The organism is Piezobacter thermophilus, assembly GCF_055386745.1.
Genome location: NZ_AP042380.1, coordinates 1,243,024 through 1,268,949 on the forward strand (window position 1 = coordinate 1,243,024; position 25,926 = coordinate 1,268,949).

At 68.4% G+C, this 25,926-nt stretch carries 22 protein-coding genes; 13 read left to right on the plus strand and 9 right to left on the minus strand.

The genetic code is table 11. The features are described 5' to 3' along the window. Positions 1-35 precede the first annotated feature (35 nt). Genes ACZ5CM_RS05985 through ACZ5CM_RS05995 form a run of 3 tightly spaced genes read right to left on the minus strand, consistent with a single transcriptional unit; the run spans position 36 to position 3,409 of the window. Entirely contained in the window at positions 36-1,580 is a 1,545-nt protein-coding gene (locus tag ACZ5CM_RS05985; RefSeq protein ID WP_464641816.1) for a Ppx/GppA family phosphatase, read from the minus strand. Between the two features lie 52 nt (positions 1,581-1,632). Continuing rightward, positions 1,633-2,340, minus strand: coding sequence for a P-loop NTPase family protein (locus ACZ5CM_RS05990; protein WP_464641818.1), 708 nt, complete (start codon positions 2,338-2,340; stop codon positions 1,633-1,635). Position 2,341: 1 nt separating this feature from the next. Next, complete coding sequence (locus ACZ5CM_RS05995) at positions 2,342-3,409, minus strand: AI-2E family transporter (RefSeq protein WP_464641819.1); 1,068 nt, start codon at positions 3,407-3,409, stop codon at positions 2,342-2,344. Positions 3,410-3,615: 206 nt separating this feature from the next. Between ACZ5CM_RS05995 and proS the strand changes: the two genes are divergently transcribed. The 5 genes from proS (at position 3,616) to ACZ5CM_RS06020 (ending at position 8,712) form a co-directional block, all read left to right on the plus strand. Continuing rightward, positions 3,616-4,989, plus strand: coding sequence for a proline--tRNA ligase (proS, locus tag ACZ5CM_RS06000; RefSeq protein WP_464641821.1), 1,374 nt, complete (start codon positions 3,616-3,618; stop codon positions 4,987-4,989). Between the two features lie 239 nt (positions 4,990-5,228). Then, a complete protein-coding gene (locus ACZ5CM_RS06005) occupies positions 5,229-6,137 on the plus strand; it encodes a Hint domain-containing protein (RefSeq protein ID WP_464641823.1) in 909 nt (302 codons plus the stop codon). Between the two features lie 93 nt (positions 6,138-6,230). After that, positions 6,231-7,517 carry a lipoprotein-releasing ABC transporter permease subunit gene (locus tag ACZ5CM_RS06010; RefSeq protein ID WP_464641825.1) on the plus strand — a complete coding sequence of 429 codons (1,287 nt, stop codon included), beginning with the start codon at positions 6,231-6,233 and terminating at the stop codon, positions 7,515-7,517. After that, a complete protein-coding gene (locus tag ACZ5CM_RS06015; protein WP_464641826.1) occupies positions 7,510-8,196 on the plus strand; it encodes an ABC transporter ATP-binding protein in 687 nt (228 codons plus the stop codon). The genes ACZ5CM_RS06010 and ACZ5CM_RS06015 overlap by 8 nt, the downstream gene beginning before the upstream one ends. A 111-nt stretch (positions 8,197-8,307) precedes the next feature. Beyond that, on the plus strand, positions 8,308-8,712 hold the full coding sequence (locus ACZ5CM_RS06020; protein ID WP_464641827.1) for a c-type cytochrome: 405 nt from the start codon (positions 8,308-8,310) through the stop codon (positions 8,710-8,712). A gap of 114 nt (positions 8,713-8,826) precedes the next feature. On the opposite strand, the gene ACZ5CM_RS06025 is transcribed toward ACZ5CM_RS06020, so the two are convergent. The 4 genes from ACZ5CM_RS06025 to ACZ5CM_RS06040 form a co-directional block, all read right to left on the minus strand. Then, on the minus strand, positions 8,827-9,519 hold the full coding sequence (locus tag ACZ5CM_RS06025) for a hypothetical protein (protein WP_464642514.1): 693 nt from the start codon (positions 9,517-9,519) through the stop codon (positions 8,827-8,829). Positions 9,520-9,740: 221 nt separating this feature from the next. Then, the gene (locus ACZ5CM_RS06030; protein ID WP_464641829.1) at positions 9,741-10,169 is read right to left on the minus strand and encodes a PaaI family thioesterase; all 429 of its coding nucleotides are present in this window, start codon (positions 10,167-10,169) and stop codon (positions 9,741-9,743) included. A 69-nt stretch (positions 10,170-10,238) separates the two neighbouring features. Continuing rightward, positions 10,239-12,689 (minus strand): ATP-dependent helicase HrpB, encoded by a 2,451-nt coding sequence (gene hrpB / locus ACZ5CM_RS06035; protein WP_464642516.1) that lies wholly within the window; start codon positions 12,687-12,689, stop codon positions 10,239-10,241. A 183-nt stretch (positions 12,690-12,872) separates the two neighbouring features. Beyond that, complete coding sequence (locus ACZ5CM_RS06040) at positions 12,873-13,610, minus strand: DUF3108 domain-containing protein (RefSeq protein WP_464641831.1); 738 nt, start codon at positions 13,608-13,610, stop codon at positions 12,873-12,875. A gap of 74 nt (positions 13,611-13,684) precedes the next feature. Between ACZ5CM_RS06040 and meaB the strand changes: the two genes are divergently transcribed. Beyond that, a complete protein-coding gene (meaB, locus tag ACZ5CM_RS06045; protein WP_464641833.1) occupies positions 13,685-14,674 on the plus strand; it encodes a methylmalonyl Co-A mutase-associated GTPase MeaB in 990 nt (329 codons plus the stop codon). Positions 14,675-14,706: 32 nt separating this feature from the next. On the opposite strand, the gene ACZ5CM_RS06050 is transcribed toward meaB, so the two are convergent. Further along, positions 14,707-15,414 (minus strand): IS1595 family transposase, encoded by a 708-nt coding sequence (locus ACZ5CM_RS06050; protein ID WP_464641834.1) that lies wholly within the window; start codon positions 15,412-15,414, stop codon positions 14,707-14,709. Positions 15,415-15,487: 73 nt separating this feature from the next. On the opposite strand from ACZ5CM_RS06050, the gene ACZ5CM_RS06055 reads away from it, so the two are divergent. Both ACZ5CM_RS06055 and ACZ5CM_RS06060 read left to right on the plus strand, forming a co-directional pair. After that, positions 15,488-16,275, plus strand: a protein-coding gene (locus ACZ5CM_RS06055) for an IS5 family transposase (RefSeq protein ID WP_464638555.1) whose coding sequence is annotated in 2 segments (ribosomal slippage) — positions 15,488-15,827 and positions 15,827-16,275 — 789 coding nt in all. Because the reading frame shifts where the segments join, the coding sequence is not laid out codon by codon here. A gap of 112 nt (positions 16,276-16,387) precedes the next feature. Continuing rightward, positions 16,388-17,581 carry a DegT/DnrJ/EryC1/StrS family aminotransferase gene (locus ACZ5CM_RS06060; protein WP_464641836.1) on the plus strand — a complete coding sequence of 398 codons (1,194 nt, stop codon included), beginning with the start codon at positions 16,388-16,390 and terminating at the stop codon, positions 17,579-17,581. On the opposite strand, the gene ACZ5CM_RS06065 is transcribed toward ACZ5CM_RS06060, so the two are convergent. Further along, entirely contained in the window at positions 17,541-18,881 is a 1,341-nt protein-coding gene (locus ACZ5CM_RS06065; protein ID WP_464641837.1) for an APC family permease, read from the minus strand. The two genes, ACZ5CM_RS06060 and ACZ5CM_RS06065, sit on opposite strands and share 41 nt — an antisense overlap. A 114-nt stretch (positions 18,882-18,995) precedes the next feature. On the opposite strand from ACZ5CM_RS06065, the gene ACZ5CM_RS06070 reads away from it, so the two are divergent. From ACZ5CM_RS06070 to ACZ5CM_RS06090, 5 genes are all read left to right on the plus strand, one after another. Beyond that, positions 18,996-20,159 (plus strand): isovaleryl-CoA dehydrogenase, encoded by a 1,164-nt coding sequence (locus ACZ5CM_RS06070; protein WP_464641839.1) that lies wholly within the window; start codon positions 18,996-18,998, stop codon positions 20,157-20,159. Further along, on the plus strand, positions 20,156-20,659 hold the full coding sequence (locus ACZ5CM_RS06075; protein WP_464641841.1) for a lysozyme inhibitor LprI family protein: 504 nt from the start codon (positions 20,156-20,158) through the stop codon (positions 20,657-20,659). Before ACZ5CM_RS06070 ends, ACZ5CM_RS06075 begins: the two co-directional genes overlap by 4 nt. A 3-nt stretch (positions 20,660-20,662) precedes the next feature. Next, positions 20,663-22,267, plus strand: a complete 1,605-nt coding sequence (locus ACZ5CM_RS06080; protein ID WP_464641843.1) for an AMP-binding protein — start codon at positions 20,663-20,665, stop codon at positions 22,265-22,267. Beyond that, a complete protein-coding gene (locus ACZ5CM_RS06085; RefSeq protein ID WP_464641845.1) occupies positions 22,264-23,868 on the plus strand; it encodes a carboxyl transferase domain-containing protein in 1,605 nt (534 codons plus the stop codon). Before ACZ5CM_RS06080 ends, ACZ5CM_RS06085 begins: the two co-directional genes overlap by 4 nt. A 79-nt stretch (positions 23,869-23,947) precedes the next feature. Continuing rightward, positions 23,948-25,894, plus strand: coding sequence for an acetyl/propionyl/methylcrotonyl-CoA carboxylase subunit alpha (locus ACZ5CM_RS06090; protein ID WP_464641847.1), 1,947 nt, complete (start codon positions 23,948-23,950; stop codon positions 25,892-25,894). The last annotated feature ends 32 nt before the right edge of the window (positions 25,895-25,926 follow it).

The following is a 25,926-nucleotide window of genomic DNA, read 5'->3' on the forward strand; positions in this document are numbered from 1 at the left end:
GTGGCGCACCGGTCCCGGGGGGCGGCAGGGCGGTTTCAGCCGGTCATCCGAACGCTGACCTGGGATTTCAGCGCCTCGGCCAGTGATTTCAGCCGCGCCTCGGCCACTTCGCCGAAAAGGGGCTGGGCCTCGGGCGGCAGGGTCAGCTCCAGCCGCTTTTTCTTGGGCTGCCATTTCAGGGTGCCGATGGGGTGGTCGGGCTGCATCCACAGCATCGCCCCGAAGCGCATGGCCTTGCCGAGGATCTCGGCCTCTTTCAGGCTGCGTTCGTCCAGCAGCTCGTAGAAGGCGCCGAAGCGGTCGGCCGGGCGGCGGTTGCGATAGCGGTATTGCAGCGCCAGGCCCAGAAAGACGCGCTCGGAATGTTTCAGCCCGCCCAGGTTGGCGCGGGTGGCATAGTCGAAGCACGCGTCGGCCCGGTAGTCGGGATGGGCCCGCCAGCTGACGTCGTGCAGAAGGCAGGCGGCCTTGATCAGCCGGATCCGTGACGGCTTGGCCGACTTGAACAGCGGCAGGACGAACTCGTAGAGCGTCTTGCCAAAGCCCGGCATCCGCGCGTCCTTGGCCTCGGCGAACCAGCAGGCCTCGATCAGCGGGTCGCGGTCGCGCAGCTCCTGCGGCATCTGTTCGTAGAGCAGCCCCTCGCGGATGCCGTAGCTGGAGATCGCGATGTCGTGCGGCTTGAAGGTCCGCACCAGCCGGTGCAGCACGTCGATGGCGATGGGCACCAGGCTCATGCGTGCCTCGGACACGCCGGCGCGCAGGCGCAGCTTTTCCAGGTCCGCCTTTTCGATGAAATGCAGCGTGTCGCGGACCTGTTTCGCGGTCATGCGGTATTCGTGCAGCACCGTCAGCGGATAGTTGCGCCGGGCCATGTCGATGCGGGCGATCGCCCGCCAGCTGCCGCCGACCAGGAAGAGGCGGTCGCGCTGCTTGCCCATATGGGCGCGCATCTCTTCCACGGTTTCGCGGATCACCGCCTTGCGCGCGCGCCGCCCGCCCTTGACGTGGCGCAGCTTCAGCGGCCCCAGCGGCGAGGTCATGCATCGGCCCACGCCGGTGCCGTCGATCTCGGCCAGCTCCATCGACGCCCCGCCCATGTCGCAGACCAGCCCGTAGGCGCCGGGCCAGCCCAGCAGCACCCCCTGGGCAGAGAGGCGCGCCTCCTCGTCGCCATCGATGATCCAGATGCGCAGTCCGGTTTCGCGCGCCACCTCGTCGCAGAAATCCTGCCCGTCCGCCGCGTCGCGCACGGCGGCCGTCGCCACCGCGGTGAGCGGCCCCAGCCGCATCCCCCGCGCCAGGTGCTGAAAGCGGCGGATGGCGTTGAGCGCGCGTTCGCGCCCCTTCGGGTTCAGCCGTCCCGTCTCGGCCAGGCCATCGCCCAGCGCGCACATGATCTTTTCGTTGTAGAAATAGGCCGGCGAACGCGCCGCGCCATCGAACACCACCAGGCGCACCGAGTTCGAGCCCACATCCACCACCCCCACCCGCGACAGGGCGCGGGCGCTGGGGTCGTCGAACAGGGGCCGGCCGAACGGCCCTCCTTCCGCGAGTTCCTGGTGCGGTTGCAGGTTCATGACTCCCCCGGTTGCGCGGGCCAAGGATGCGGGATTGCGGCGGCCGGGTCAATCACCCCGGATCCTGCCCGTCATGGGGCGATTGATCCTTGCCACGGTCCCCGAGCAGGCGGGCCGCCAGCGCCCGCGAGATGCTCCGCCCCTCGGCCAGCGCCAGCTGGTCGAGGCGCTCGACGATGTCGGCGGCGGCGGCGAAGGAGCGGTCCATGCGCGGCAGCAGATAGGGAATCACATCCGGCCGCGGCGCGATCTGGCGGTCCGCGAACAGCTTGGCCAGCACCGCGGCCAGAAGCGCATCGTCCGGCGGCGCCAACTGCGCATGCTGGGCCCCCTCGATGCGGCTTTGCAGGTCGGCCGGCGCCAGGCCCCACAGCTTCGGCGCCTTCCGCCCCGTCAGCAGCAGCGCGTGGCCCTCGGCCTGCACCAGGTTGAGCAGGTGGAACAGCGCCGCCTGGGCTGGGCCGTTTCCGGCGATGGCCGGCACGTCCTCGACCGCCACCGCCCCCGTGGCCAGCCCCGGAACGGCGTCTTCGGTCAACTCGGCGGCGGCCACGATCCGCGCGCCGCTGCGCCCCGCCCAGACATGGGCCAGGTGGGTCTTGCCCGCCCCGGCCGGTCCGGTCAGCACCAGCCTGGCCCCGGGCCAGCTGTCGGGCGCGTCGATCAGCGCCACGGCCATGGCGTTGGCGGGCGAGACGAAGAAATCCGCGCGCCCCCGCGCGGTCCGGCGGGGAAGATCGAAGCTGAGCTGTTCGGCCATGTCAGGAATCGTCCGCCCCGGTTGCGCCAAGATAGAGGCGGCTTTTCAGGTATTGTCCGACGGCAAAGCGCGCCAGCACCCCCAGTGCCGCGGCCAGCGGCACCGCCACCAGCATGCCGACGAAGCCGAACAGCGCCCCGAACACCGACAGGGCCAGCAGCAGCCAGACCGGGTGCAGCCCCACCGAATGGCCGACCAGCCGCGGTGTGAGGAAATTGCCCTCCATCACCTGGCCGGCGGCGAAGATGGCCGCCACCAGCCCGATCGCCGTCCAGTCGCCCCAGAACTGGAACATCGCCAGCCCGATCGCCAGCACCCCGCCGATCAGCGCGCCCAGATAGGGGATGAAGGTCACCAGCCCCGCGACGAAGCCCACCACCAGCCCGAAATCGAGCCCCACCGCGATTAGCGCGATGGCGTAATAGGTGCCGAGGATGATGCAGACCGTGCCCATGCCGCGCACGAACGAGGACAGGGTGGCGTCGATCTCGGAAGCCAGCTGGCGGATCACCGAAACATGGTCGCGCGGCAGCAGCTCGTCGATCCGGGCGACCATCCGGTCCCAGTCCAGCAGCAGATAGACCGATACCACCGGCACGATCACCATCAGCATCAGGATGTTGACCAGCGACATCGCCGAGGCGATGGCGGTCTGGAGGATCTCGGCGCCGCGTTCCTTCAGGCGTTCGCCGATCAGGGCAAGCGTCTGGTGCGCGGCGCTGTTGCGGTCCAGAAGCGACGGGAAGCGCTCTTCCACGAAGGCGCGCAGATCGCGGAACAGGTCGGGCAGGATCCGGACCAGCTCCTGCGCCTGGGCAATCAGGGTCGGGATCACCATCAGCGCCATGACCACGAAGACGGCCAGCGCCAGAACCGTGATGATGGCCGTGGCCGCCACCCGCGACAGGCCCAGCGCCTCCAGCCGGTCCGCCAGCGGGTCCACGAAATAGGCAATGGCTCCGCCCAGGACGAAAGGCAGCAGCACGTCGCCCAGCAGCCACAGGACGACGGCAAAGGCGATGAGCCCTACGCCCCAGTATCTGAGTTGCTCTTTCACGCTCAAGGACATGCGCCCCTCTTGGCCCGGCTCCCGCCTTTTCTTGGCCCATGACCCGTCCCCGCGCAAGGGCAGACAGGCCCGGCCCCGCGAAACCGGCGGGCGGGATCGTCCGGCGCTGGCGCTTTTCCCGCCCCGTTCGGTCACAGTCCGATTGCCTGCCCGGCGGCTTTGTCATAGACCGCCTCAAACGCAATCCGTCACGAGGGACAGCCGACATGCGCCTGAGCCGCTATTTCCTTCCCGTCCTCAAGGAAAACCCCGCCGAGGCCCAGATCGTCAGCCACCGGCTGATGCTGCGCGCGGGCATGATCAAGCAGTCCGCCGCCGGCATCTATTCGTGGCTGCCGCTTGGCTTCAAGGTGCTGCGCCGGATCGAGAACATCATCCACGAGGAGCAGATCCGCGCCGGCCACCTGCCGATGCTGATGCCGACCCTGCAATCGGCCGATCTGTGGCGGGAATCGGGGCGCTATGACGCCTATGGCGAAGAGATGCTGCGCATCACCGACCGGCACGGGCGCGACATGCTCTACACCCCCACCGCCGAAGAGCTGATAACCGACATCTTCCGCACCCATGTGAGCAGCTATCGCGACCTGCCGCTGACGCTCTACCAGATCCAGTGGAAGTTCCGCGACGAGATCCGCCCCCGCTTCGGGGTGATGCGCGGGCGCGAATTCCTGATGAAGGACGGCTACAATTTCGACCTCACGCGCGAGGACGCGCTGCATGCCTACAACCGCCACCTGGTCAGCTATCTGCGCACCTATGAGCGCATGGGGCTGCAGGCGATCCCCATGCGCGCCGATTCCGGGCCGATCGGGGGCGAGGACACGCATGAATTCCTGGTCCTGGCGGAAACTGGCGAATCGGAGGTGTTCTATGACAGCGCGGTGACCGACATCCGTCTTGGCGCGCGCGACATCGATTATGACGACAAGGCGCAGTGCCGGGCGATCATGGAGGAGTTCACCGCGCTTTACGCCCGCACCGACGAGACCCATGATGAGGCCGCCTTCGCCGCCCAGGTGCCCGAGGCGCGCCGCCGCCGCGCCCGCGGCATCGAGGTGGGGCAGATCTTCTACTTCGGCACCAAGTATTCCGAGCCGATGGGGGCCACCGTGCAGGGGCCCGACGGGGCGCAGGTGCCGGTGCACATGGGCAGCCACGGCATCGGCGTCAGCCGCCTTGTCGGTGCCATCATCGAGGCCAGCCATGACGAGGCCGGCATCATCTGGCCCGAGGGCGTGACCCCTTTCCACTGCGGCATCGTCAACCTGCGCCAGGGCGACGCGCAGGCGGATGCGGCCTGCGAAGGGCTCTATTCGGCGCTGGTCGCGGCGGGGCTCGAGCCGCTCTACGACGACCGCGAGGAGCGCGCCGGCGCCAAGTTCGCCACCATGGACCTGATCGGTCTGCCCTGGCGGATCACCGTCGGGCCCCGCGGGCTGAAGAAGGGGGTGGTGGAGCTGACCTGCCGGCGCAGCGGCGAAAGCGAGGAACTCTCCCCCGAGGCGGCCGTGGCACGGATCGGGGAGATCTACGCCCCGTATCGCATTGCGAGTGCCGGCTTCGCGCCTTCGGCCTGACCGGCGTGGCAGGGGGCTCTGCCCCCTCCGGGCCTGCGGCCCGTTCACCCCCGGAGTATTTCTGGCAAGAGGAAGGGGCGGGCTTTCCCGCGGGGCCTTCCGGCAGGCGGGATCCCGCTTGCGCATCATCGGCAGGCAGACGGGTGGAAAAGCCGTGGGCGGCGTGCTAGTCCTGCTTGCGCCGACCACGGACACCGAAAACGATCCGGGCGGCGAGAGGCAGTTTCGGAGCAGGCGCGATGGCGACGTTCATCGACAATTTCTACATCATCGACCCCTATTCTCCGCCGTCGCCGGGTACGGCGCTGACGCGGTACGACTTTGTCGTCAATGACGCCAACAATGACGGCTCGATCAGCGCCTGGCGCGACTACATCGACGGATCCCGGGTCTATTCGGCCTATGTGGGCGACACGGTGACTGTCCAGTATGCCGACGGAACGCAGGAAACGATCACCGGGGTCACCTTCTACCTGTTCGACGGGCGCGAGGTGTTCTCGCCCATCGACGGCAGCACGCTTCAGGACGCGACCTTTGTCAGCTCCACATGGACGCCTTCCAGTTCCTCAGTGACAAACTCCCAGCTGCAACTGACCTGCTTCGTGGCGGGCACCCGCATCCGCACGCCGCAGGGCGAGCGGCCGATCGAGACATTGCAGGTGGGGGACGAAGTGGTGACGTTGGACCGCGGCGCGCAGCCGGTGCGCTGGATCGGGCGGCGCGCGGTGCGGGGACAGGGCGATTTCGCCCCGATCCTGATCCGCAAGGGGGCGATCGGCAACCGTCGCGATCTGCTGGTGTCGCCGCAGCACCGGATGCTGGTCTCGGGCTGGCGGGCCGAACTTCTGTTCGGCGAAAGCGAGCTTCTGGTGGCGGCAAAGCACCTGGTGAATGGCCATTCCATCCTGCCCGCGCCTTGCGGCGAGGTGGAATATGTCCACCTGATGTTCGACCGCCACGAGGTGATCCTTGCCGAGGGCGCGGCCAGCGAAAGCTTCCACCCCGGCGATTTCGTGCTGGCCGGCGACCGGGCGCTGATGGTGGAGCTGACCTCGCTGTTCCCCGAGCTGCGGATCGGGCGCGCTGCCGACTGGCCCACTGCGCGCACCGTTCTGCGCGGCTATGAGGCGGCGGCGCTGGTGGCCTGATCCGCCCGCCGCAGGCGATGGCCGGCCCTGCTTGACCTTTGCCCCTCCGCCCCCCATGGTCGCGGCGCAATTTCCACAGGAAATGATCTGGCCATGCGCGCAGCCCCGCCCCCCTTTGCCGCCCATGAGTGGATGATCGCCTGGCGCTATCTGCGCGCCCGCCGGGCCGAGGGCGGGGTCAGCGTAATGACCTGGATCTCGATCATCGGCATCACGCTGGCGGTATTTGCCCTGATCGCCACGCTGGCGGTGCGGGCCGGGTTCCGGGCCGAATTCGTGCGCACCATTCTGGGCGCCAACCCCCATGTCACCATCTACAGCGGCGGCGTGGTGGATGCGCGCGGGCGCATCGATCGCAGCCTGCGCGATTACGATGCGCTGGCCGCCCGCATTGCCGCGGTGCCCGGCGTGACCCATGTGGCGCCGGTGGTGCGGGGGCAGGTGATGATCTCGTCGCGCAGCCGCAATGCCGGGGTCGAGGTGGTGGGTATCCGTGCCTCCGACCTGGCCGCGCTGCCGGGAATCGTGGGGGGTGCGGGCTCTTACGGCGATATCGACCGCTTTGACGAGGGGATCTCGATCGGATCGGGGGTGGCGCGGGCGCTGGGCGTGAGCGTGGGCGACCGGGTGCGGCTGATCTCGCCCGACGGGGTGCGCACCCCCATGGGCACCAGTCCGCGCATCAAGGCCTATGAGGTGGTCCATGTGTTCTCCGCCGGGCGCTACGACATCGACCGCACCCGCGTCTACATGCCTTTTGCTGAAGCGCAGTCCTTCTTCAACCGCGAGGGCGCGGCCGACGAGCTGGAGCTGCGGGTGGCCGACCCCGAGGCGGTGGACGCGCTGGCGCCGAAACTGCAGCAGGCGGCGGGCGGGAGATTGCGGATCTGGACATGGCGGGATGCCTCGGGCGGGTTTTTGCGGGCGCTGGACGTGGAGGACAACGTGATGTTCGTGATCCTCTCGATCCTGGTTCTGATCGCCACCATGAACATCGTCTCGGGGCTGATCATGCTGGTCAAGAACAAGGGGCGCGACATCGGCATCCTGCGCACCATCGGCCTGTCCGAGGGGGCGGTGCTGCGGGTGTTCTTCATCTGCGGCGCCTTTACCGGCCTGATCGGCACCGCCGCAGGCGTGGTGCTGGGCAGCCTGTTCGCGCTTTACATCGACCCGATCTTTTCCTTCGTGAACTGGGCCATGGGGGGGGGCGTGTGGGACCCGGCGATCCGTGGCATCTATGCCCTGCCGGCGGAGTTGCGCCTTGCGGATGTGCTCAGGGCGGTAGGGCTGTCGCTGGGCCTGTCCTTCGTGATAACGATTTTCCCCGCCCGGCGCGCGGCCCGGCTCAACCCGGTGGAGGCGCTGCGCTATGAGTGAGGCGGTGCTGCGCCTGTCGGGGGTGGAAAAGACCTACAATCGCGGCCGCCCCGGCGAGGTCCGGGTGCTGCGCGGCGTCGATCTGGAGCTGCGGCCGGGCGAGGCGGTGGCGCTGGTGGCGCCGTCGGGGGCGGGAAAATCCACGCTGCTGCATATTGCCGGGCTTCTTGACACCGCCGATGCCGGGCGGGTCGAGATTGGCGGGCAGGACATGGCCGGCCGGTCGGATCGGGTGCGCACCGCCGCCCGGCGCCGCGACATCGGTTTCGTCTATCAGTTTCATCACCTTCTGCCCGAGTTCACCGCGGCCGAGAACGTGATCCTGCCACAGCTGGCCGATGGCGTGACCCGTGCCGAGGCCGAGGCGCGGGCGCATGATCTTCTGGATCGGGTCGGGCTGGCCGGGCGGGCCGACCACCGCCCGGCGGCGCTGTCGGGGGGCGAGCAGCAGCGCGTGGCCTTCTGCCGGGCTCTGGCCAACCGCCCGCGGCTGCTGCTGGCGGACGAGCCGACCGGCAATCTCGACCCCGAGACCTCGGAGCAGGTTTTAGCGGCGATGATGGAGCTGGTGGCCGACAGCGGGCTTTCGGCGCTGATTGCCACGCACAATCACGGCCTTGCGGCGCGCATGGACCGGGTGGTGCGGCTGGAGGCGGGCCGGTTGCGCGACGGGGCATGAGCGCCTTGACCTGAATCATTGCCATTGCCGGTCGCGCGGGTGATGCTTGGGAGAAGATGGAACCGCGGGGATGGATTCCCGGCGGAGGAGGGCAAGCAAAGGAGAGCCGCCATGCGGATCCTTTCCATCATTGCAGGGGCGGTGTTTGCGGTTTCCGGTTCGGCCGCCCTGGCGCAGGATGTCGAGAGGGGGGGCGAATATTACCGGACCAACTGTGCCACCTGCCACGGGATCGAGGCCACCGGGCAGGGGCCGATGGCCGGCGTTCTGGTCATCAAACCCGCCGATCTGACCCTCCTTGCGGCCGACAATGGCGGCGTGTTTCCGCTCAGGCGCGTGATCCGCCGCATCGACGGGCGCGACCCGCTGGTCAGCCATGGCAGCCCGATGCCGATCTTCGGGCAGTTCTTCGAGGGGCGCGACGTGGTGCTCAAGGCGCCGGACGGGCAGCCGATCATCACCAGCGAACCGATCGCCGATCTCGTCGCCTATCTCGAGACCCTGCAGGTTCCCTGAGGGAATATCGGGGCGGCCGGTTCCGGCGTGGGAAGGGGGCTCTGCCCCCTCGGCCCTTGCGGGCCTCACCCCCGGAGTATTTTCGGCAAGAGGAAGGGTGGAGGGCGTGCCGGTTCAGTCGCAGATGCCTTTCAGGTCGGCGTCCTTCCATGGCAGGTAGACGTCGCTGGTCCGGCGGTCGGGAAGGTCCGCGACGGGCATGGCCGCGGCAAGCATGTCATGCAGGCGCTTCGTGCGCGCCGCCTGCGGGGCGAGCGAGCGGCAGCAGACGTATTCCTCGACAATGGCGCCCTGCTGTTCATAGCCGAAGCTCAGGAAATCGGCCTTGCCGGAACCGGAGAGGTCGAACAGGTAGGGATCGTCGCTCTCGCCATGTTCGGCCGCTGCCTGCAGGGGCGAATAGCCGGTGAGTTTCCGGTTCTGCCACTGCCAGACATGGGTCAGTTCGTGCGAAAGCAGCATTGCCCGGACCAGGTAGATCCGGTCGGGCCAGCCCGGGGCGTAATTGTCCGTGTACCAGTCCCTGGTGAAGAAGATCCTGTTGAACAGCGTGACCGCCGCCGGGCGGGTGATCACAATTTCGTCCTTCGGGGGGGGCAGGATGCGTTCGCGGCAGGTCAGGCGCGGGCGGGCCTTGCGACGAAAGGTGAAGCTGCCCACCGGGGCACCCTCGACCAGTCGCACCTTTGCGGGATCGAGCGCGTCGCCCTGGATGGTGCGGGCAAGGGCGGTCTCGGTTTCGGTGAGCCGGCGGCCGCAGGCGGCGAGGAGGAGGAGCAGCAGAAGCAGCAGCAGGCGCGGTATCATGGCCGCCCCTTCGGTGCGGGCGGCGTCGGACTTCAGGCCGGTTCGGATGGACGGTTTCACGGACATTGCAGGCTCATCCCCGGAATCCGGCGTGAAAGATGCGTCGGGTTCTGATCGGCCGCCCGAGGTCATCGCGCCTTGTCCCGGGATTCGGGCGGGGCAGGGGCGCCTTTGGCGGCTGGAGGCGGCCATGGCGCGCGGCGACAATCGCATGTCTCCGGTCAGGGCTGTGCATCGGCCGTTCCCGGGGGCGCGTAGAAGGTCGCGGTGGCGGTGGCGACGATCCTGCCGGTGTCTTCTTCGGTCATTTCGGCGCGGGCGAAGACCAGCGCGCGGCCGGCGCGGACCACCTCGGCCCGGCACCAGATCGCCGTGCCCACGCCGGGGCGAAGGAACTGCGTGTGCAGGTCGGTGGTGGCGAAGGGGCCAAGCGTGCCGGTATGGGCGATGGCGGCAAGCACCATGGCCGTATCGGCAAGCGCCGCCAGCGCCTGCCCCGAGACGATCCCGCCCACCCGTGCCAGGTGGTTGCCCAGCGGCATTCGCACCAGCACGTGATCGGCGTCGATTTCGGCGATGGTCAGATCCAGCGCCTGCACCCAGTCGGCGAAGTTCTCCGACAGGATCCTGTGCGCGCGTTCCGGTGTCATCTGCGGCATTCTCGCGTTTCCATGTCCGCGAACTTAGCCATGCCCGCCCCTTGCGGGCAAGAGCCGCCGTCAGCGCCGGGGCTTTGCCCGCAGGGTGGGGGCGGCCCGTGTCGGATCTTCGGGCCAGGGATGGCGGGGATAGCGGGCGCGCATCTCCTTGCGGACATCGGCGTAGGAGCCGCGCCAGAACCCCGGCAGGTCGCGGGTGACCTGCACCGGGCGTCCGGCCGGCGACAGCAGGGTGATCTTCAGCGCCACGCCGCCGCTGCGGGGGTGTTCGGTCACGCCGAAGAGTTCCTGCAGGCGCAGCGCGATTTCCGGTCCGTCCTCGCCATAGTCGATGGGCGCCTTGCGTCCCAGCGGGGTGGTGAAGGTGGGCGGGGCGAGACGGTCGAGCGTCTGTCGCTGATCCCATGTCAGCGCGGCCTCGAGCGCTGGCAGCGGATCGAAGCGTTTCCAGTCCTCGGCGCTGCGCACCCCATCCAGCACCGGAAGCAGCCATTCCTCCAGCCGCGCCATCAGGGCGGGTTCCGAGAAATCGGGCAGATCGGCCCCCTGTGCCCGGGCCAGTTCGACCCGGGCGGCCAGCCGTTTGGCGCCGCCGGTCAGTCGCAGGCCCAGATCGCGCACGCCGTCGAGCATGGCCCATGCCACCGCATCGGCGGGCACGTCCTTCCAGATGCGGTCGTCCAGCACCAGCGCGCCCAGCCGTTCCTGCCGCCGCGTCACCACCCGGCGTTCGCGCCGCGACCATTCGCAGATCTCGTGCCATTCGATGCGGTCCGCGAACAGGTCGCGGATCTCGGCCGTGGTGATCGCGGCGGCAAGGCGGATGCGGGCCTCGCGCGGGTTGCCGTCGGTGTCGATGGCGACCAGGAAGGGGGTGGCCGCCAGCGGGTCGTCGTCGGGCAGTGTCGCCCCCTTGCCGCCGGAGAGCAGATAGCGCGGGGCATCGCCCTTGCGGCGTTTGCCGATGCGGTCGGGCCAGGCCAGGGCGGCCATGGCGCCGGGGCTCATGCCCGGCCGGGGCGGGGCGGTCAGGGCCTTGCACAGCCGTCCTGCCTCGACCGCGATGCGGTCGCGTGCTTCGCGGTCGAGCCGGTAGGGGCGTTGGCGCCGGAACCGGTCGGGATCGTTCAGGGCCTCGAGCCGCAGCGACAGGTCGCAGGGCGCGCCGCGCAGCGGGTCGCGGGATTCGGCCAGTGCCGCCAGCGGTGCAGCCTGTGCGCCCGCCTGCGTCAGCATGTGACCCAGCCGCGGGTGCAGGGGCAGGGCGGCCAGTTTCCGGCCGTGGTCGGTGATGCGGTCGCGGTCGTCCAGCGCCCCCAGCAGCCGCAGCAGCGCGCGTGCCTCGGCCATGGCCGGGACGGGGGGCGGGGTGAGGAAGGGCAGGTCGTCTTCATGGCCGCCCCATTGCGCCAGTTCCAGTGCCAGACCGGTCAGGTCGGCGGATTCGATCTCGGCCGGAGGGTAGGCGGCCAGCGCGCCCTCTTCCCCCCTTGTCCACAGCCGGTAGCAGATTCCTTCGGCCACCCGCCCGGCGCGGCCGCGCCGCTGGTCGGCCTCGGCCCGGGTCACCCGTTCGGTGACCAGCCGCGACATGCCCGATCCGGGGTCGAACCGTGCCCGGCGGGCAAGCCCCATGTCCACCACCACGCGCACGTCCTCGATGGTCAGCGAGGTTTCGGCAATCGAGGTGGCCAGCACCACCTTGCGGCCCTCGGCCTGTGGCGCGATGGCCGCGCGCTGGGCGGAAAAGGGCATGGCCCCGAACAGCGGGCGCAGCGCGCAATCGGCGGGCAGGCGGCCTTTCAGCGCGGCCTGGGCGCGGCGGATTTCGGCCTCGCCCGGGAGGAAGACCAGGATGCCGCCGCCCATGGTCCGGGTCTCGGCTTCGGCGCGCACGACCAGATCGGCGAGAGCCGCCTCGCGCTGGCGGCCCGACCCGGCGGGGCGGTCGAGCCAGCGGGTTTCCACCGCGAAGCTGCGCCCGCGCGCGGTGATCACCGGCGCCTGCATCAGTTCGCCTACCGGGGCGGCGTCGAGCGTCGCCGACATGGCCAGCAGCATCAGGTCGTCGCGCAGGGCATCCGCGACCTCAAGGCAAAGCGCCAGTCCCAGATCGGCGTTGAGGGAGCGTTCGTGGAATTCGTCGAAGATCACCGCGCCGATGCCGGGCAGGTCGGGTTCGTCCTGGAGCATGCGGGTGAGGACGCCTTCGGTGACCACCTCGATCCGGGTCCGGCGCGACAGCTTCGTGGCCCCGCGCATTCGGTAACCGACGGTCTGTCCTGCCGTTTCGCCCAGGGTTTCGGCCATGCGCTCGGCGGCGGCCCGGGCGGCCAGTCGGCGAGGTTCGAGCATCACGATCCGGTCGTGCACCAGCCCGGCCTGTAGCAGCGCCAGCGGCACCCGCGTGGTCTTGCCCGCGCCGGGTGGCGCCTGCAGCACCGCGCGACCCCGCGCGCGCAAGCGGGCCAGAAGTTCGGGCAGGGCTTCGTCGATGGGCAGTGGCGGGATCATCGCCGCCTTATCGCCGAAGCCTGTTGCCGCGTCCAGCGCCGGAGGTGGCGGCTGCGCCGGGTATCTCCCGGTTCCCGGCGCGTGCGCCCGTGGCTGGCGGCGGGGGCCTCCGGCGGGAGTATTTTTCGCAAGAGGAAGGGCGTGGGGGGCTTTCGAGGGCCAGCGTGGTTCGGAGACGGGTTACTCCCGCCGGGTCAGGCCGACCGGGCCGTAGGTGGTGCGAAGGCTTGCGCCGGTGGCGCGCATCAGCCCGTTTTCGCCCTTCTCGTAGCTGATGGTCAGCGGCACCACGCGACGTTTCTTCATGTCCTTGACCGGATAGCCGTCAACGCGCCGGAACTGGCCGACGCAGGTGACCGTTCCACGCTGCTCGACGCGCCCGGTCAGGATGACCCGCGTGCGCCGCCCGCCGTCGAAAATGTCCACATCCGTGGAGCACAGTTCCCGGTCGGGCCGGTCGCGGAGCACGGTGAACAGGGCGGTCAGAGGGTCGATGGTGCCCCCCTGCGTGGTGGGGTCCAGCGGTTCGACCTCGCCATCCTCCACCCTGCCGCCGACGAGGCGCGGCACGCCGGCGTCATAGACAAGACGCGCGTTGGATATGCGCGAGCCGGTATTGACCTGCTCGACATATTCATCCGGCCACAGCCTGCCGCCATTGCCGCGTCCGCGCGCGCGCATCACGAATCCCATGTCCCGGAACAGCCGTACCAGCCCGGTGGTGCCGAAACGGGCGGTCACTTCGTAGTCGGCCTTGTCCAGGCGGCCGTCGATGATCAACTCCCCGACCTTGAAGCCCAGTGCGGTGACATCGAACCGCGCCGACAGCGCCTGTTCGCCCGCCATTGCCGGTGTGGCCTCGCCGGGCCACCACGCCGACAGGATCAGCGACAGGACAAGACCGAACCGTGAGCGCATGACCTCTCCGCATCGATACTGGACAACCGATCAGTCGCACGGCATGAACGCGGCGGCAACCCGGACCGGTGACGATGAACATAGAAGAACTGGCTGACAGGATCCTGACAGGCGACCGCCGGGCATTGGCCCGCGCCATCACCCTGGTGGAAAGCCGGCGCGAGGATCACCGCGCGCAGGCGACCGAGCTGCTCGACCGCTTGCGCGCGCAGGTGAAGCGCAGCCGACGCGAGGCGCTGCGGATCGGGCTTTCAGGCACGCCGGGGGTGGGCAAGTCCACCTTCATCGAAAGATTCGGCTGCATGTTGACGGGGCAGGGGTTGAAAGTGGCGGTGCTGGCGGTCGATCCCAGTTCGGCGCGGTCGGGCGGGTCGATTCTCGGCGACAAGACCCGGATGGAACGCCTGTCGCGCGACCCCAACGCCTTCATCCGGCCTTCGCCCAGCCAGACCCACCTTGGCGGCGTCGCCCGCCGCACGCGCGAGGCCGTGGCGCTGTGCGAGGCTGCCGGCTTCGACGTGATCCTGATCGAGACTGTCGGCGTCGGCCAGTCCGAAACCGCGGTGGCCGAGATGTCGGACATCTTCCTGCTGCTGCTGGCGCCGGCCGGCGGGGACGAGTTGCAGGGGGTCAAGCGCGGGATCATGGAAATGGCCGACATGATCCTCGTGAACAAGGCCGATGGCGACCTGAAACCCGCCGCCACCCGGACCTGCGCCGATTATGCCGGGGCCTTGCGCCTCCTGCGCAGGCGCCCGCAGGACCCCGACGGATTTCCGAAGGCGATGACCGTCTCGGCGGTGGAGGAACACGGCCTGGCCGAGGCCTGGGCCGAGATGCGGAAACTCGCCGAATGGCGCAAGGCGCACAGCTTCTGGGCTGCCAACCGGGCACAACAGGCCCGCTACTGGTTCGATCAGGAAGTCCGGCAGGCGCTACTGGCCCGGCTCGATCAGCCGCAGATCCGGGCCCGGATGGACGAACTCGGCGAACGTGTCGCCCGAGGCGAACTCACCCCGGCAGCGGCGGCGCGGGATCTGCTGGGCGGTGCGGACCGGCCCTGAAATTTCCTCTTGCCGGAAGGGTCTATACAAGCTCAGCGCCTGAGCGGTTTCATTCTGCACGATCTGAGCAGGATCTTGTAGAGGTCGTTTTTACGGTTGTTGAAGCGGAATTCGGTCTCTTTCAGGACCACCGGGAAAGAGGTTTTCCGCAGCCCGTTGAACTTGGCGTGACGGCGCTTGGCGTAGCTCCAGAAGCTCTCGATGCCGTTGATGTGAACGCCGTTTTCGGAGAAGATGGCACGGTCGCGCTGCCAGTACTTGTTGATCCTGTGGTGGCGCCTGAAGCCCGCCTCGACCAGCCCGTCATAGCTGCGGAACCCGTCGGAACTGATCTCGGCCGAGAGGTGGACGCGGCCCTCGATGATCGCCTGAAGCGTTGTTTTCGAACAGTTTTTCACGATCTGGCAGTGCACCCTTCCGCCGCGTTCAAGGATGCCGAAGACCGGCACCTTGCCCGCGACCCCGCGCCCGCGGCCCAGCCCCGGACGGCCGCGCTGGCGGGTCGGGCCGAAGTAGCTCTCGTCGATCTCGACCTGGCCCTGGAAGGGGCAGTCGGCCTCGGCCAGCTCGGCCATGCGTCGGCGCAGGAGGGTGTAAAGACGGGCCGTCGTGTTGTGGCTGAGCCCGGTGAGAAGGGCGGCGCGGTCGGCTGTGATGTCGAGGGCAAAAAGCCGAAGCAAATCGCGGAATTTGCGCTCCGAAATTCTCCCCCGAAACAGATAGCGGTTTTTCCGAGCCATATGAGCACCTTAGGCCGTGTTGACAAAAAGGATTCACACGGAGCTGTAGACGTGATTCAAGCTGGTATCTTCAATGGAGGTCAGCTTGGCACGAGACCTGATGTCGGACGAGGAATGGGCGTTCTTTGAACATTTCATTCATGCGATCCGCGCCCCCAACGGGCGCAAACCCACCAACCATCGCCTTGTTCTTGATGGGATTTTCTGGATCACGCGAACCGGAGCCCCATGGCGTGACCTGCCCGAAGAGTTCGGCAAATGGTCCAGCGTTTACCGCCAGTTCCGACGTTGGACGCTGGCCGGGTTGTGGGAGCAGATCATGGATGCTTTGAACGAGAGCGGTGCCGTTCCAGACGCGCTGCAGATGATCGACAGCACCGTGGTTCGCGCCCATCATCAGGCAGCGGGCGCTAAAGGGGGACTCCGCGACAGGGTTTTGGCCGCTCAAGAGGTGGCTTCACGACCAAGATCCACCTCCGCGTCAAGGCGGCAGGCCTGCCCATGAGAACCGAGATTACTCCGGGTCAGACATCCGATTACCTCGGGTTCGACCTGGTCATGGCCGACAACCTGCCCGAGCCGAGGGTTCTGCTGGCGGACAGGGGCTATGATGCTGACAGCATTCGGGAAAAGATGAATGCGCGTGATGTTCTGACCCAAATTCCCATGCGCAAGTCCCGCAAGATGCGCGTCGGCGTCGATCACTCTCTGTATGCCCTGCGCAATCTTGTCGAGCGGTGTTTCAACAAGCTCAAAAATGCCCGGCGCGTCGCCACACGCTACGACAAGACCGCCGAAAGCTTCCTGGGTTTCATAGACATCACGTCAATCCGACTTTGGCTTCGCCTTTTGTCAACATGACCTAGCATGGGATCAGGAATGCTCAGCTTGTATAGACCCTGCCGGCAAGAGGAAGGGGGCGGGGCGGCAGGGGTGGCTTGACCCTGCTGCGGAGGAGGCGCAGAAACGGTCCATGGTCGAGCGTTTTACCGGCAGTTTCACGCAAGCCGAGCCGATCCCCGAAGAGGGGATCGCGGCGGCGCTGGAGGTGCTGCGCTCGGGGCGGCTGCATCGCTACAACCTGGCGCCGGGCGAGGCGGGCGAGGTTGCTCTGCTGGAGCAGGAATTCGCCGCCACGGTCGGGGCGAAATACTGTGTGGCGGTGGCTTCGGGGGGGTATGCGCTGGCCACCGCGCTGCGGGCGGTGGGGGTTCGGCCCGGCGAGCGGGTGCTGACCAATGCCTTTACCTTGGCGCCGGTTCCGGGGGCGATTGCCAGCCTCGGGGCAGAGCCGGTTTTCGTCGAAGTGAGCGAGGCGCTGACCATCGACCTCGAGGATCTGGCGGCGAAGGCGGGGCAGGCGCGGGTGCTGCTGCTGAGCCACATGCGTGGGCATGTCTGCGACATGGATCGGCTGATGGCGATTTGCGACCGCGCCGGGCTGGCGGTGATCGAGGATTGTGCCCATACCATGGGCGCGGCCTGGCGCGGGGTGCCCAGCGGCCGGCACGGGGTGGCGGGGTGCTACTCGACCCAGACCTACAAGCATCTCAATTCCGGCGAGGGGGGGCTGCTGGTCACCGATGACGAGGCGCTGGCGGCGCGGGCGGTGCTGCTGTCGGGCTCCTACATGCTGCATGATCGTCATCTGGCAGCGCCGGGGGCGGAGGTGTTCGACCGGGTCAAGTATGACACGCCCAATGTTTCGGGGCGGATGGACAATCTGCGGGCGGCCATTCTGCGCCCGCAGCTGCGGCGGCTGGACGAGCAGGTGGCGCGCTGGAATGCGCGTTACAGGGTGACCGAGGCAGGCCTGCGCGGCACGCCGGGTCTGACGGTGATCGAGCGGCCCGGGGAGGAGGCCTTCGTGGGCTCGTCGTTTCAGTTTCTGCTGCTCGACTGGCCGGGCGAGGCGGTGCGGGCGGTGGTCGATGGCTGCGCGGCGCGGGGGGTCGAGCTCAAGTGGTTCGGGGCGCCCGATCCGCACGGGTTTACCTCGCGCTATGACAGCTGGCGCTATGTCGCGGCGCCTGTCATGCCGCGGACCGACCGGGTGTTGGCGGGGCTTCTCGACATGCGGGTGCCGCTGACCTTTTCCCTTGCCGATTGCGCGCTGATCGCGCGGATCATCCGCGACGAGGTGGCGGCGGCGCATCGGAGGCTCTGAGCCGGCCCGACAGGCGCGAATAGATCACCGCCAGTGCCGTCAGAACCGCGTAGAGCGAGAGGATGAAGACCAGCTGTTCGGGGCTGTGGCGGGCTTCGTAGAACAGGATCAGCCCGGTGGCGCCCCCCAGCCCGACCATGGACAGCACCGTGGCGGTGGGGTGGGCGCGGGTCTGGGCGCGGCGCCGGTGATTGGTCCAGGCCATCAGGAACGACACCAGCAGGAAGGTGACCGAGCCGAATTCGAGGATCAGCCGCAGGTTCCCGATCACGATCAGCCCCATGGCGCAGGCGGCCATGGCCGCCACCGCGCCCCGGGGGATGGTGCCGGGGGGCGCGGCCAGGCGGGGCGGGAAATAGCCGTCGCGGGCAATCGCCGCCAGTTGCCGCGAGGCGCCGTAGAGCGTGCCGGAGATGGCGCTCATGGTGGCCAGCAGCGCGCCGGCGATGACCAGATATTCGCCCACCGGGCCGAGGACATCCGCCGCCCCCGCGGCCAGGGCATATTCCTGCTTTTCCACGATGTCCTGGAAGGGGATGGCCAGGATCGCCCCGATGGCGATGACCACATAGAGCCCCGTTGCCGCCGCCACTGCCGCATAGATCGCCCGCGGGATGTTGCGTTCGGGGCAGGTCATGTCATGGGTGGCGTTGATGACCAGCTGGAAGCCCTCATAGGCGACGAAGGTGACGGCGGCGATGGTGATGATGCCGAAGAACGGAACGCCCCCGTCATGGGCGGCGACGAACTGGGGCGGGGTCAGGCGCGCATTGCCCCACAGCACCCCCGCCACCACCAGCAGGATGACGATCTTGGTATAGACCATGAGGTCTTCGAGCCGTCCCATCCCCCGGACCGACCACAGGTTGACGGCGGCGAAGGCGCCGATCACCGCCAGCGCCACGCCCTTGCGGATCAGGTCGCTGTCGGCGAAGGCGAAGCCGCTGATGGCGTAGGAGGCAAAGGTGTAGGCATAAAGCGCAATGGTCGAGATATAACCGAAGATCACCCACCAGCCGATCAGCGCGGCGCCGAAATCATGCCCCGGAAAGGAGCGCTTGAAGAAGGCATAGGTCGCCCCCTCGTCGCGGTAGAGCACGCCCAGCTTCACGTAGGAATAGGCCGCAAGCGCCGCCACCGCGCCGCCCAGGGCAATGGCCAGCGGCGTCCAGATGCCGATCGTGGCCACCGAGATGCCGAGAATGGTGAAGATGCCGCCGCCCACCATGCCGCCCAGCGCGATGGCGACAAGTTCGGGCAGCCTCAGCGGCGGTGCATCGGGTGGCCTGTTGGCGTGCATGTGCCTGTCCGTCCGTCTGTCCGCCCGGGGCGCGGTGTTGCGAAATCTCTTGATCGCCTGCATGACATGCCGTAGCTATATGAACAACTGTTCAATAACTGGAGAGTCGGCGCCATGTTCCATCATTCCATGAAGTTCGACCTGGGCGAGGACATCGAGGCCCTGCGCGACATGGTGCATCGCTGGGCGCAGGAGCGGATCCGCCCCGTGGCTGCCGAGATCGACCGCTCCAACACCTTTCCCGAAGAGCTGTGGCGCGAGATGGGCGATTTGGGCCTTCTGGGCATCACCGTGCCCGAGGAATACGGCGGCGCAGGCATGGGTTATCTGGCGCATGTGGTGGCGGTCGAGGAAATCGCCCGCGCCTCGGCCAGCGTATCGCTCTCTTACGGGGCGCATTCCAACCTGTGCGTGAACCAGATCAGGCTCAACGGCACCGAAGAGCAGAAACGCAGATATCTGCCGCGGCTGATCTCGGGCGAGCATGTGGGCGCGCTGGCCATGAGCGAGGCGTCGGCCGGTTCGGACGTGGTGTCGATGAAGCTGCGCGCCGAGAAGCGCAACGGCCACTACCTGCTCAACGGCAGCAAGTACTGGATCACCAACGGCCCCGACGCCGATACGCTGGTGGTCTATGCCAAGACCGACCCCGAGGCCGGGGCGAAGGGCATCACCGCCTTCATCATCGAGAAGCAGATGAAGGGGTTTTCCACCTCGCCTCATTTCGACAAGCTGGGCATGCGCGGGTCGAACACCGCCGAGCTGATCTTCGAGGATGTGGAGGTGCCGTTCGAAAACGTCCTGGGCGAGGAAAACCGCGGCGTGCGCGTTCTGATGAGCGGGCTTGACTATGAGCGCGTGGTGCTGTCGGGCATCGGGCTGGGCATCATGGCCGCCTGCATGGACGAGGTGATGCCCTACATGGCCGAGCGCCGCCAGTTCGGCCAGCCGATCGGGAATTTCCAGCTCATGCAGGGCAAGATCGCCGACATGTATACGGCGATGAATTCGGCGCGTGCCTATGTCTACGAGGTGGCGCGCGCCTGCGACCGGGGCGACGTGACCCGCCAGGACGCGGCGGCCTGCGTGCTCTATGCCTCCGAGGCGGCGATGACCCAGGCGCATCAGGCGGTGCAGGCCTTCGGCGGCGCGGGCTATCTGTCGGACAACCCGGTCGCCCGCATCTTCCGCGACGCCAAGCTGATGGAGATCGGCGCCGGCACCTCGGAGATCCGCCGGATGCTGATCGGGCGCGAACTGATGGGAAAGATGACGTGAAACGGATCCTGTCCGTACTCGTCGCCGTTTCGGCCGCATTTGCGGCCGCGGCCCAGGATCTGCGCTATTCGCCGCAGGCCACCGCCGATTGCCTGGCTGGGGCGGCGTCGGACACGGAGCGGCGTGCCTGTATCGGCCGGTCGGCCGAGGCCTGCATGAACGCCACCCCCGACGGTTCGACCACTGTCGGGATGGGGTATTGCTGGGATCGCGAGCGCGAGGACTGGGATCGCTACCTGAACCAGACCTATCAATACTACATGGACAAGGCACGCGCGCTGGACGCCGAGATGGCGGAAATCGGAAGCGCGGCTCCGTCATTGGCCGAGGCGTTGCGCCGGGCGCAGCGGGCCTGGATCGCCTGGCGCGATGCCAGCTGCGACTACGAGATGGCGCAGTGGGGCGGCGGCTCGGGCGGCGGTCCGGCGCTGTTGTCCTGTCTGGCATGGCGGACGGGCGAACAGGTGCTGTATCTCCAGCGATCATGGCTGGGGGAATAGACGATGCCGGCATCGGCCCTCGATATCGCCCTGCCGGAGCAGCTGAACATGGCCCGGCAGTGCCTTGCGCAGCCTCCCGAACGGCTGGCCATCATCGACCTGACCGGAGACGTGCGACGCGATGTGCGCTTCGGCGAACTTTCGGCCATGACCGATGCGCTGGCCCGCCGCCTGCTGCGCGAGGTGGCGCCGGGGGACCGGGTGGGGGTGCTGCTGTCGCAGTCGCCCTGGACCGCGGCCGCCCATCTGGCGATCTGGAAGATCGGCGCGATCTCGGTGCCTCTGTTCAAGCTCTTCAAGCATGACGCGCTGGCCAGCCGGCTGGGGGATGCCGGCGTGCGGCTGGTGCTGACCGACGCGGAGGGCGCGGCGCTGCTGGGCGATCTGGCGGTGCCGCTGGTGCTGCCCGAGGCGCTGGAGCAGGATCCTGCCGCCGCCGGGGAAGGCGTTTCGAAACGCCTTCCGCACGCGGTTTCGCAACCGCCTGTGCAAGCCGCTTGCAAGCGGCTTGCGGGGGACGCGCCACTGCCCTTTGCCGATACCGGCCCCGAGGATCCGGCCGTGCTGATCTACACCTCGGGCACCACGGGCAAGCCCAAGGGCGCGCTGCACGGCCACCGGGTACTTGCCGGGCATCTGCCGGGCGTGGCGATCAGCCACGATCACCTGGGCCGGCCCGGAGACTGCCTGTGGACGCCAGCCGACTGGGCCTGGATCGGCGGGCTTTTCGACGTCCTGATGCCGGGGCTGGCGCTGGGCGTGCCGGTGGTCGCCGCGCGGATGTCGAAGTTCAGCCCCGAGGCGTGCGTGAACATCATCCGTGAAGGCACTGTCAGGAACGTGTTTTTCCCGCCCACGGCGCTGCGGATGCTGAAGGCCTCCGACACCCGGATTCCGGGCCTGCGCTCGGTCGCCTCGGGGGGCGAGCCGCTGGGGGCGGAGATGCTGGAATGGGGCCGGCGCGCCTTCGGCCTGACCATCAACGAATTCTACGGCCAGACCGAGTGCAACATGGTGGTCAGCTCCTGCGCTGCCGATTTCCCGCCGCGGCCGGGCTGCATCGGCAAGCCGGTGCCGGGCCACGAGGTCGAGGTGATCGACGCCGAGGGACGCCCCACGGACGGCGAGGGCGACATCGCCATCCGCCGCGGCTCGCCCTCGATGATGCTGGAATACTGGCGCAACCCGCAGGCCACGGCGGAAAAGTTCCGCGGCGACTGGATGCTCACCGGCGATCGCGGCATCCGCGAGGGCGACTACCTGCGCTTCATCGGCCGTGAGGACGATGTCATCACCTCCTCGGGCTACCGCATCGGCCCGGCCGAGATCGAGGACTGCCTGCTCACCCATCCGGCGGTGGCCACGGTCGGGGTGGTGGGCAAGCCCGATCCGCTGCGCACCGAGATCGTCAAGGCCTATGTGGTGCGCAAGCCCGGCGCCGAGGTGGGGGCGGAGGAACTTCAGGCATATGTGAAGGATCGGCTTGCAAGCTATTCCTACCCAAGGGAAATCACCTTTGTCGATGCCCTGCCCATGACGGTGACGGGCAAGGTGATCCGCAAGGAACTCAAGCGCCGCGCGGCGGCCGAAACGGAGGCAGAAGGATGAAGCTGACATCGCGGGCGGTCCCATCGTCCGAAACTTTCCGCGCCAATCGCGAGGCTCATCTGAAGGCGCTGGAGGAGGTTCGCGCGGCGGCGGCCGCGGCGCGCCTGGGCGGTGGCGAGAAGGCCCGCGCCCGGCACGAGGCCCGGGGCAAGATGCTGCCGCGGCGGCGGGTGGCGAACCTGCTCGATCCCGGCTCGCCCTTTCTGGAGATCGGCGCCACGGCGGCCCATGGCATGTATGACGGCGACGCGCCTGCCGCCGGCCTCATCGCCGGCATCGGTCGCGTGCACGGGCAGGAGGTCATGGTGGTGTGCAACGACGCCACGGTGAAGGGTGGCTCTTACTTCCCGATGACGGTGAAGAAGCACCTGCGCGCCCAGGAAATCGCCGAACAGTGCAACCTGCCCTGCATCTATCTGGTCGATTCGGGCGGCGCCAACCTGCCGCGTCAGGACGAGGTCTTTCCCGACCGCGACCATTTCGGCCGCATCTTCTACAACCAGGCCAACATGAGCGCCAGGGGCATTCCCCAGATCGCCGTGGTCATGGGGTCGTGTACCGCCGGCGGCGCCTATGTGCCGGCCATGTCGGACGTGGCCATCATCGTGCGCGAACAGGGAACGATCTTCCTCGCCGGCCCGCCGCTGGTGAAGGCCGCCACCGGCGAGGTGGTCAGCGCCGAAGACCTCGGCGGCGGCGACGTCCACACCCGCCTGTCGGGCGTGGCCGACGACCTGGCCGAGGACGACGCCCACGCCCTGGCGCTGGCCCGCCGGGCGGTGGAAAGCCTCAACCGCAGCCGGTCCCGCACGGTCACCCGGCAATCCTCCGAAGCGCCCGCATATGATCCCGAAGAGCTCCTTGGCGTGGTGCCCTTCGACACTCGCACCCCCTATGACGTGCGCGAGGTCATCGCGCGGGTGGTGGACGGCTCGCGCTTCGACGAGTTCAAGCCCCGCTTCGGCGAAACCCTGGTCACCGGCTTTGCCCATGTGGACGGCTGGCCGGTGGGGATCATCGCCAACAACGGGGTGATGTTCTCCGAAAGCGCCGCCAAGGGCGCCCATTTCGTCGAGCTGTGCTCGCAGCGGAAGATCCCGCTGGTGTTCCTGCAGAACATCACCGGCTTCATGGTCGGCCGCAAGGCCGAGAACGAAGGCATCGCCCGCCACGGCGCAAAGATGGTGACGGCGGTGGCCTGCACGGCGGTGCCCAAGATCACCATGATCATCGGCGCCTCCAACGGGGCGGGCAATTACGGCATGTCGGGGCGCGCCTATTCGCCCCGCTTCCTGTGGACATGGCCCAATTCGCGCACCGCGGTGATGGGCGGCGAACAGGCGGCCGGGGTGCTGGCCACGGTGAAACGCGACGCCATCGAACGCGCGGGGGGCACCTGGTCGGCCGAGGAAGAGGCCGAATTCAAGCGCCCCACGCTGGAGCTTTTCGAGCGCCAGTCGCACCCGCTCTACGCCTCGGCGCGGTTGTGGGATGACGGCATCATCGACCCGCGCAAGAGCCGCGAGGTGCTGGCCCTTTCCCTTTCGGCCGCCCTCAACGCTCCCATCCCCGAAACCCGCTACGGCGTGTTCAGGATGTAATCTTTTTCTGGCTTCAAATATCCCCGGGGGTCCGGGGGCAGGCAGCCCCCGGCCCGGCCGACCGAAAGGGACCCGACCCATGTTCCACACGATCCTGATCGCCAACCGAGGCGAAATCGCCTGCCGGGTGATGCAGACCGCCCAGGCCTTGGGCATCCGTTGCGTTGCCGTCTTCTCGGACGCCGATTCGAACGCGAAACACGTCGCCATGGCCGATGCGGCCGTCCATATTGGCGGCCCGGCCCCCGCCGACAGCTATCTGCGGGGCGAGGCGATCATCGCCGCCGCACTCGAAACCGGGGCGCAGGCCATCCACCCCGGCTACGGCTTCCTCTCGGAAAACCCCGATTTCGTCGAGGCGGTCGCGGCCGCGGGGCTGACCTTCATCGGTCCCTCGGCGGATGCGATCCGGGCGATGGGGCTCAAGGACGCGGCCAAGGTGCTGATGGAGCAGGCCGGCGTGCCGGTGGTGCCGGGCTATCACGGCGACAACCAGGATCCCGAACATCTCGCCGGCGCGGCCGATGCGATCGGCTGGCCGGTGCTGATCAAGGCGGTGGCGGGCGGCGGCGGCAAGGGGATGCGACTGGTCGAACGCCCGCAGGACTTCTCCGCCGCGCTCGACAGCGCCCGCGCCGAGGCTCGCACCGCCTTCGGCAACGACGCGGTGCTGATCGAGAAATACATTGAGAAACCCCGCCATATCGAGGTGCAGATCTTCGGCGACGGCACCCGCGCCGTGCATCTGTTCGAGCGCGACTGCTCGCTCCAGCGCCGCCACCAGAAGGTGATCGAGGAAGCCCCCGCCCCGGGCATGACCGACGAGATGCGCGCCGCCATGGGGCAGGCGGCGGTGCGCGCGGCCGAGGCCATCGGCTATCGCGGGGCGGGGACGGTGGAATTCATCGTCGATGCCTCGGACGGGCTGCGCCCGGACCGGTTCTGGTTCATGGAGATGAACACCCGCCTGCAGGTGGAACACCCGGTGACCGAGGGGATCACCGGCGTCGATCTGGTGGAATGGCAGCTGCGGGTGGCCGCCGGTGAACCCCTGCCCGCGCGGCAGGAGGATCTGTCGATCTCCGGCCACGCCTTCGAGGCCCGCATCTATGCCGAGGACGCCGCCGCCGGCTTCCTGCCCGCGACCGGCACGCTGACCCACCTGGCCTTTCCCGAAGGCGCCCGCATCGACAGCGGCGTGCGGCAGGGCGATGCGATCAGCCCCTGGTATGACCCGATGATCGCCAAGATCACGGTGCACGGCCCCACCCGCGGCGCCGCGCGGCAAAGGCTGGAGCGCGCCTTGCAGCACACCGATATCGGCGGCACGGTGACCAATGTCGCCTTTCTTGCCGCGCTGGCCGCACAGCCCGATTTCGTCCGCGGCGATGTCGATACCGGCCTGATCGAACGCAACATCGCGGCCCTTGCGCCGGTGCCGGTGGCCTGCCCCGGCACCCGCGCCATCGCGGCGCTGGCGGCGCTGGGGCTGGACGAGGGCGCCGGTGAGCATGGCGGCTTCACCCTGTGGGAGCCGCTCGGCTGGGACGTCTCCCTGACCCATCTGGACGAGGACATCTCGGCCCGGGTGGTGGTGCATGGCCCGGACTGCTTCGACGTGTCTCTGGATGGCGCGGCCCCGCTTCGGGTCGAGCGGCAGGGCGGGCTGTGGTGGGTGGACGGCACCAGATCCGACGCCCGGGTGGCGCGCGCGGGGCGCGAGATAACCGTGTTCCGGGGCAGCGGTCATGTCTTCACCGTGGCCGACCCGCTGGCGCGCGATGCCGGCGCAGGCGCGGGCGGCAACGTGATCGCGGCGCCGATGCCGGGGCTGGTCAAGGCGGTCCTGGCCGAGCCGGGCCAGGCGGTAAAGGCGGGCGACCGGCTGGCGGTGCTGGAGGCGATGAAGATGGAACATGCGCTCCAGGCCGCCCGCGACGGCGTCGTGGCCGAGGTGCTGGTCGCCCCCGGCGCGCAGGTCGAATCCGGCGCGCCCCTGGTGCGGCTCGAGGACGACGAGGGCTGAGCCCGACCATCGCCGGCCCCGCCGCTGCTGCG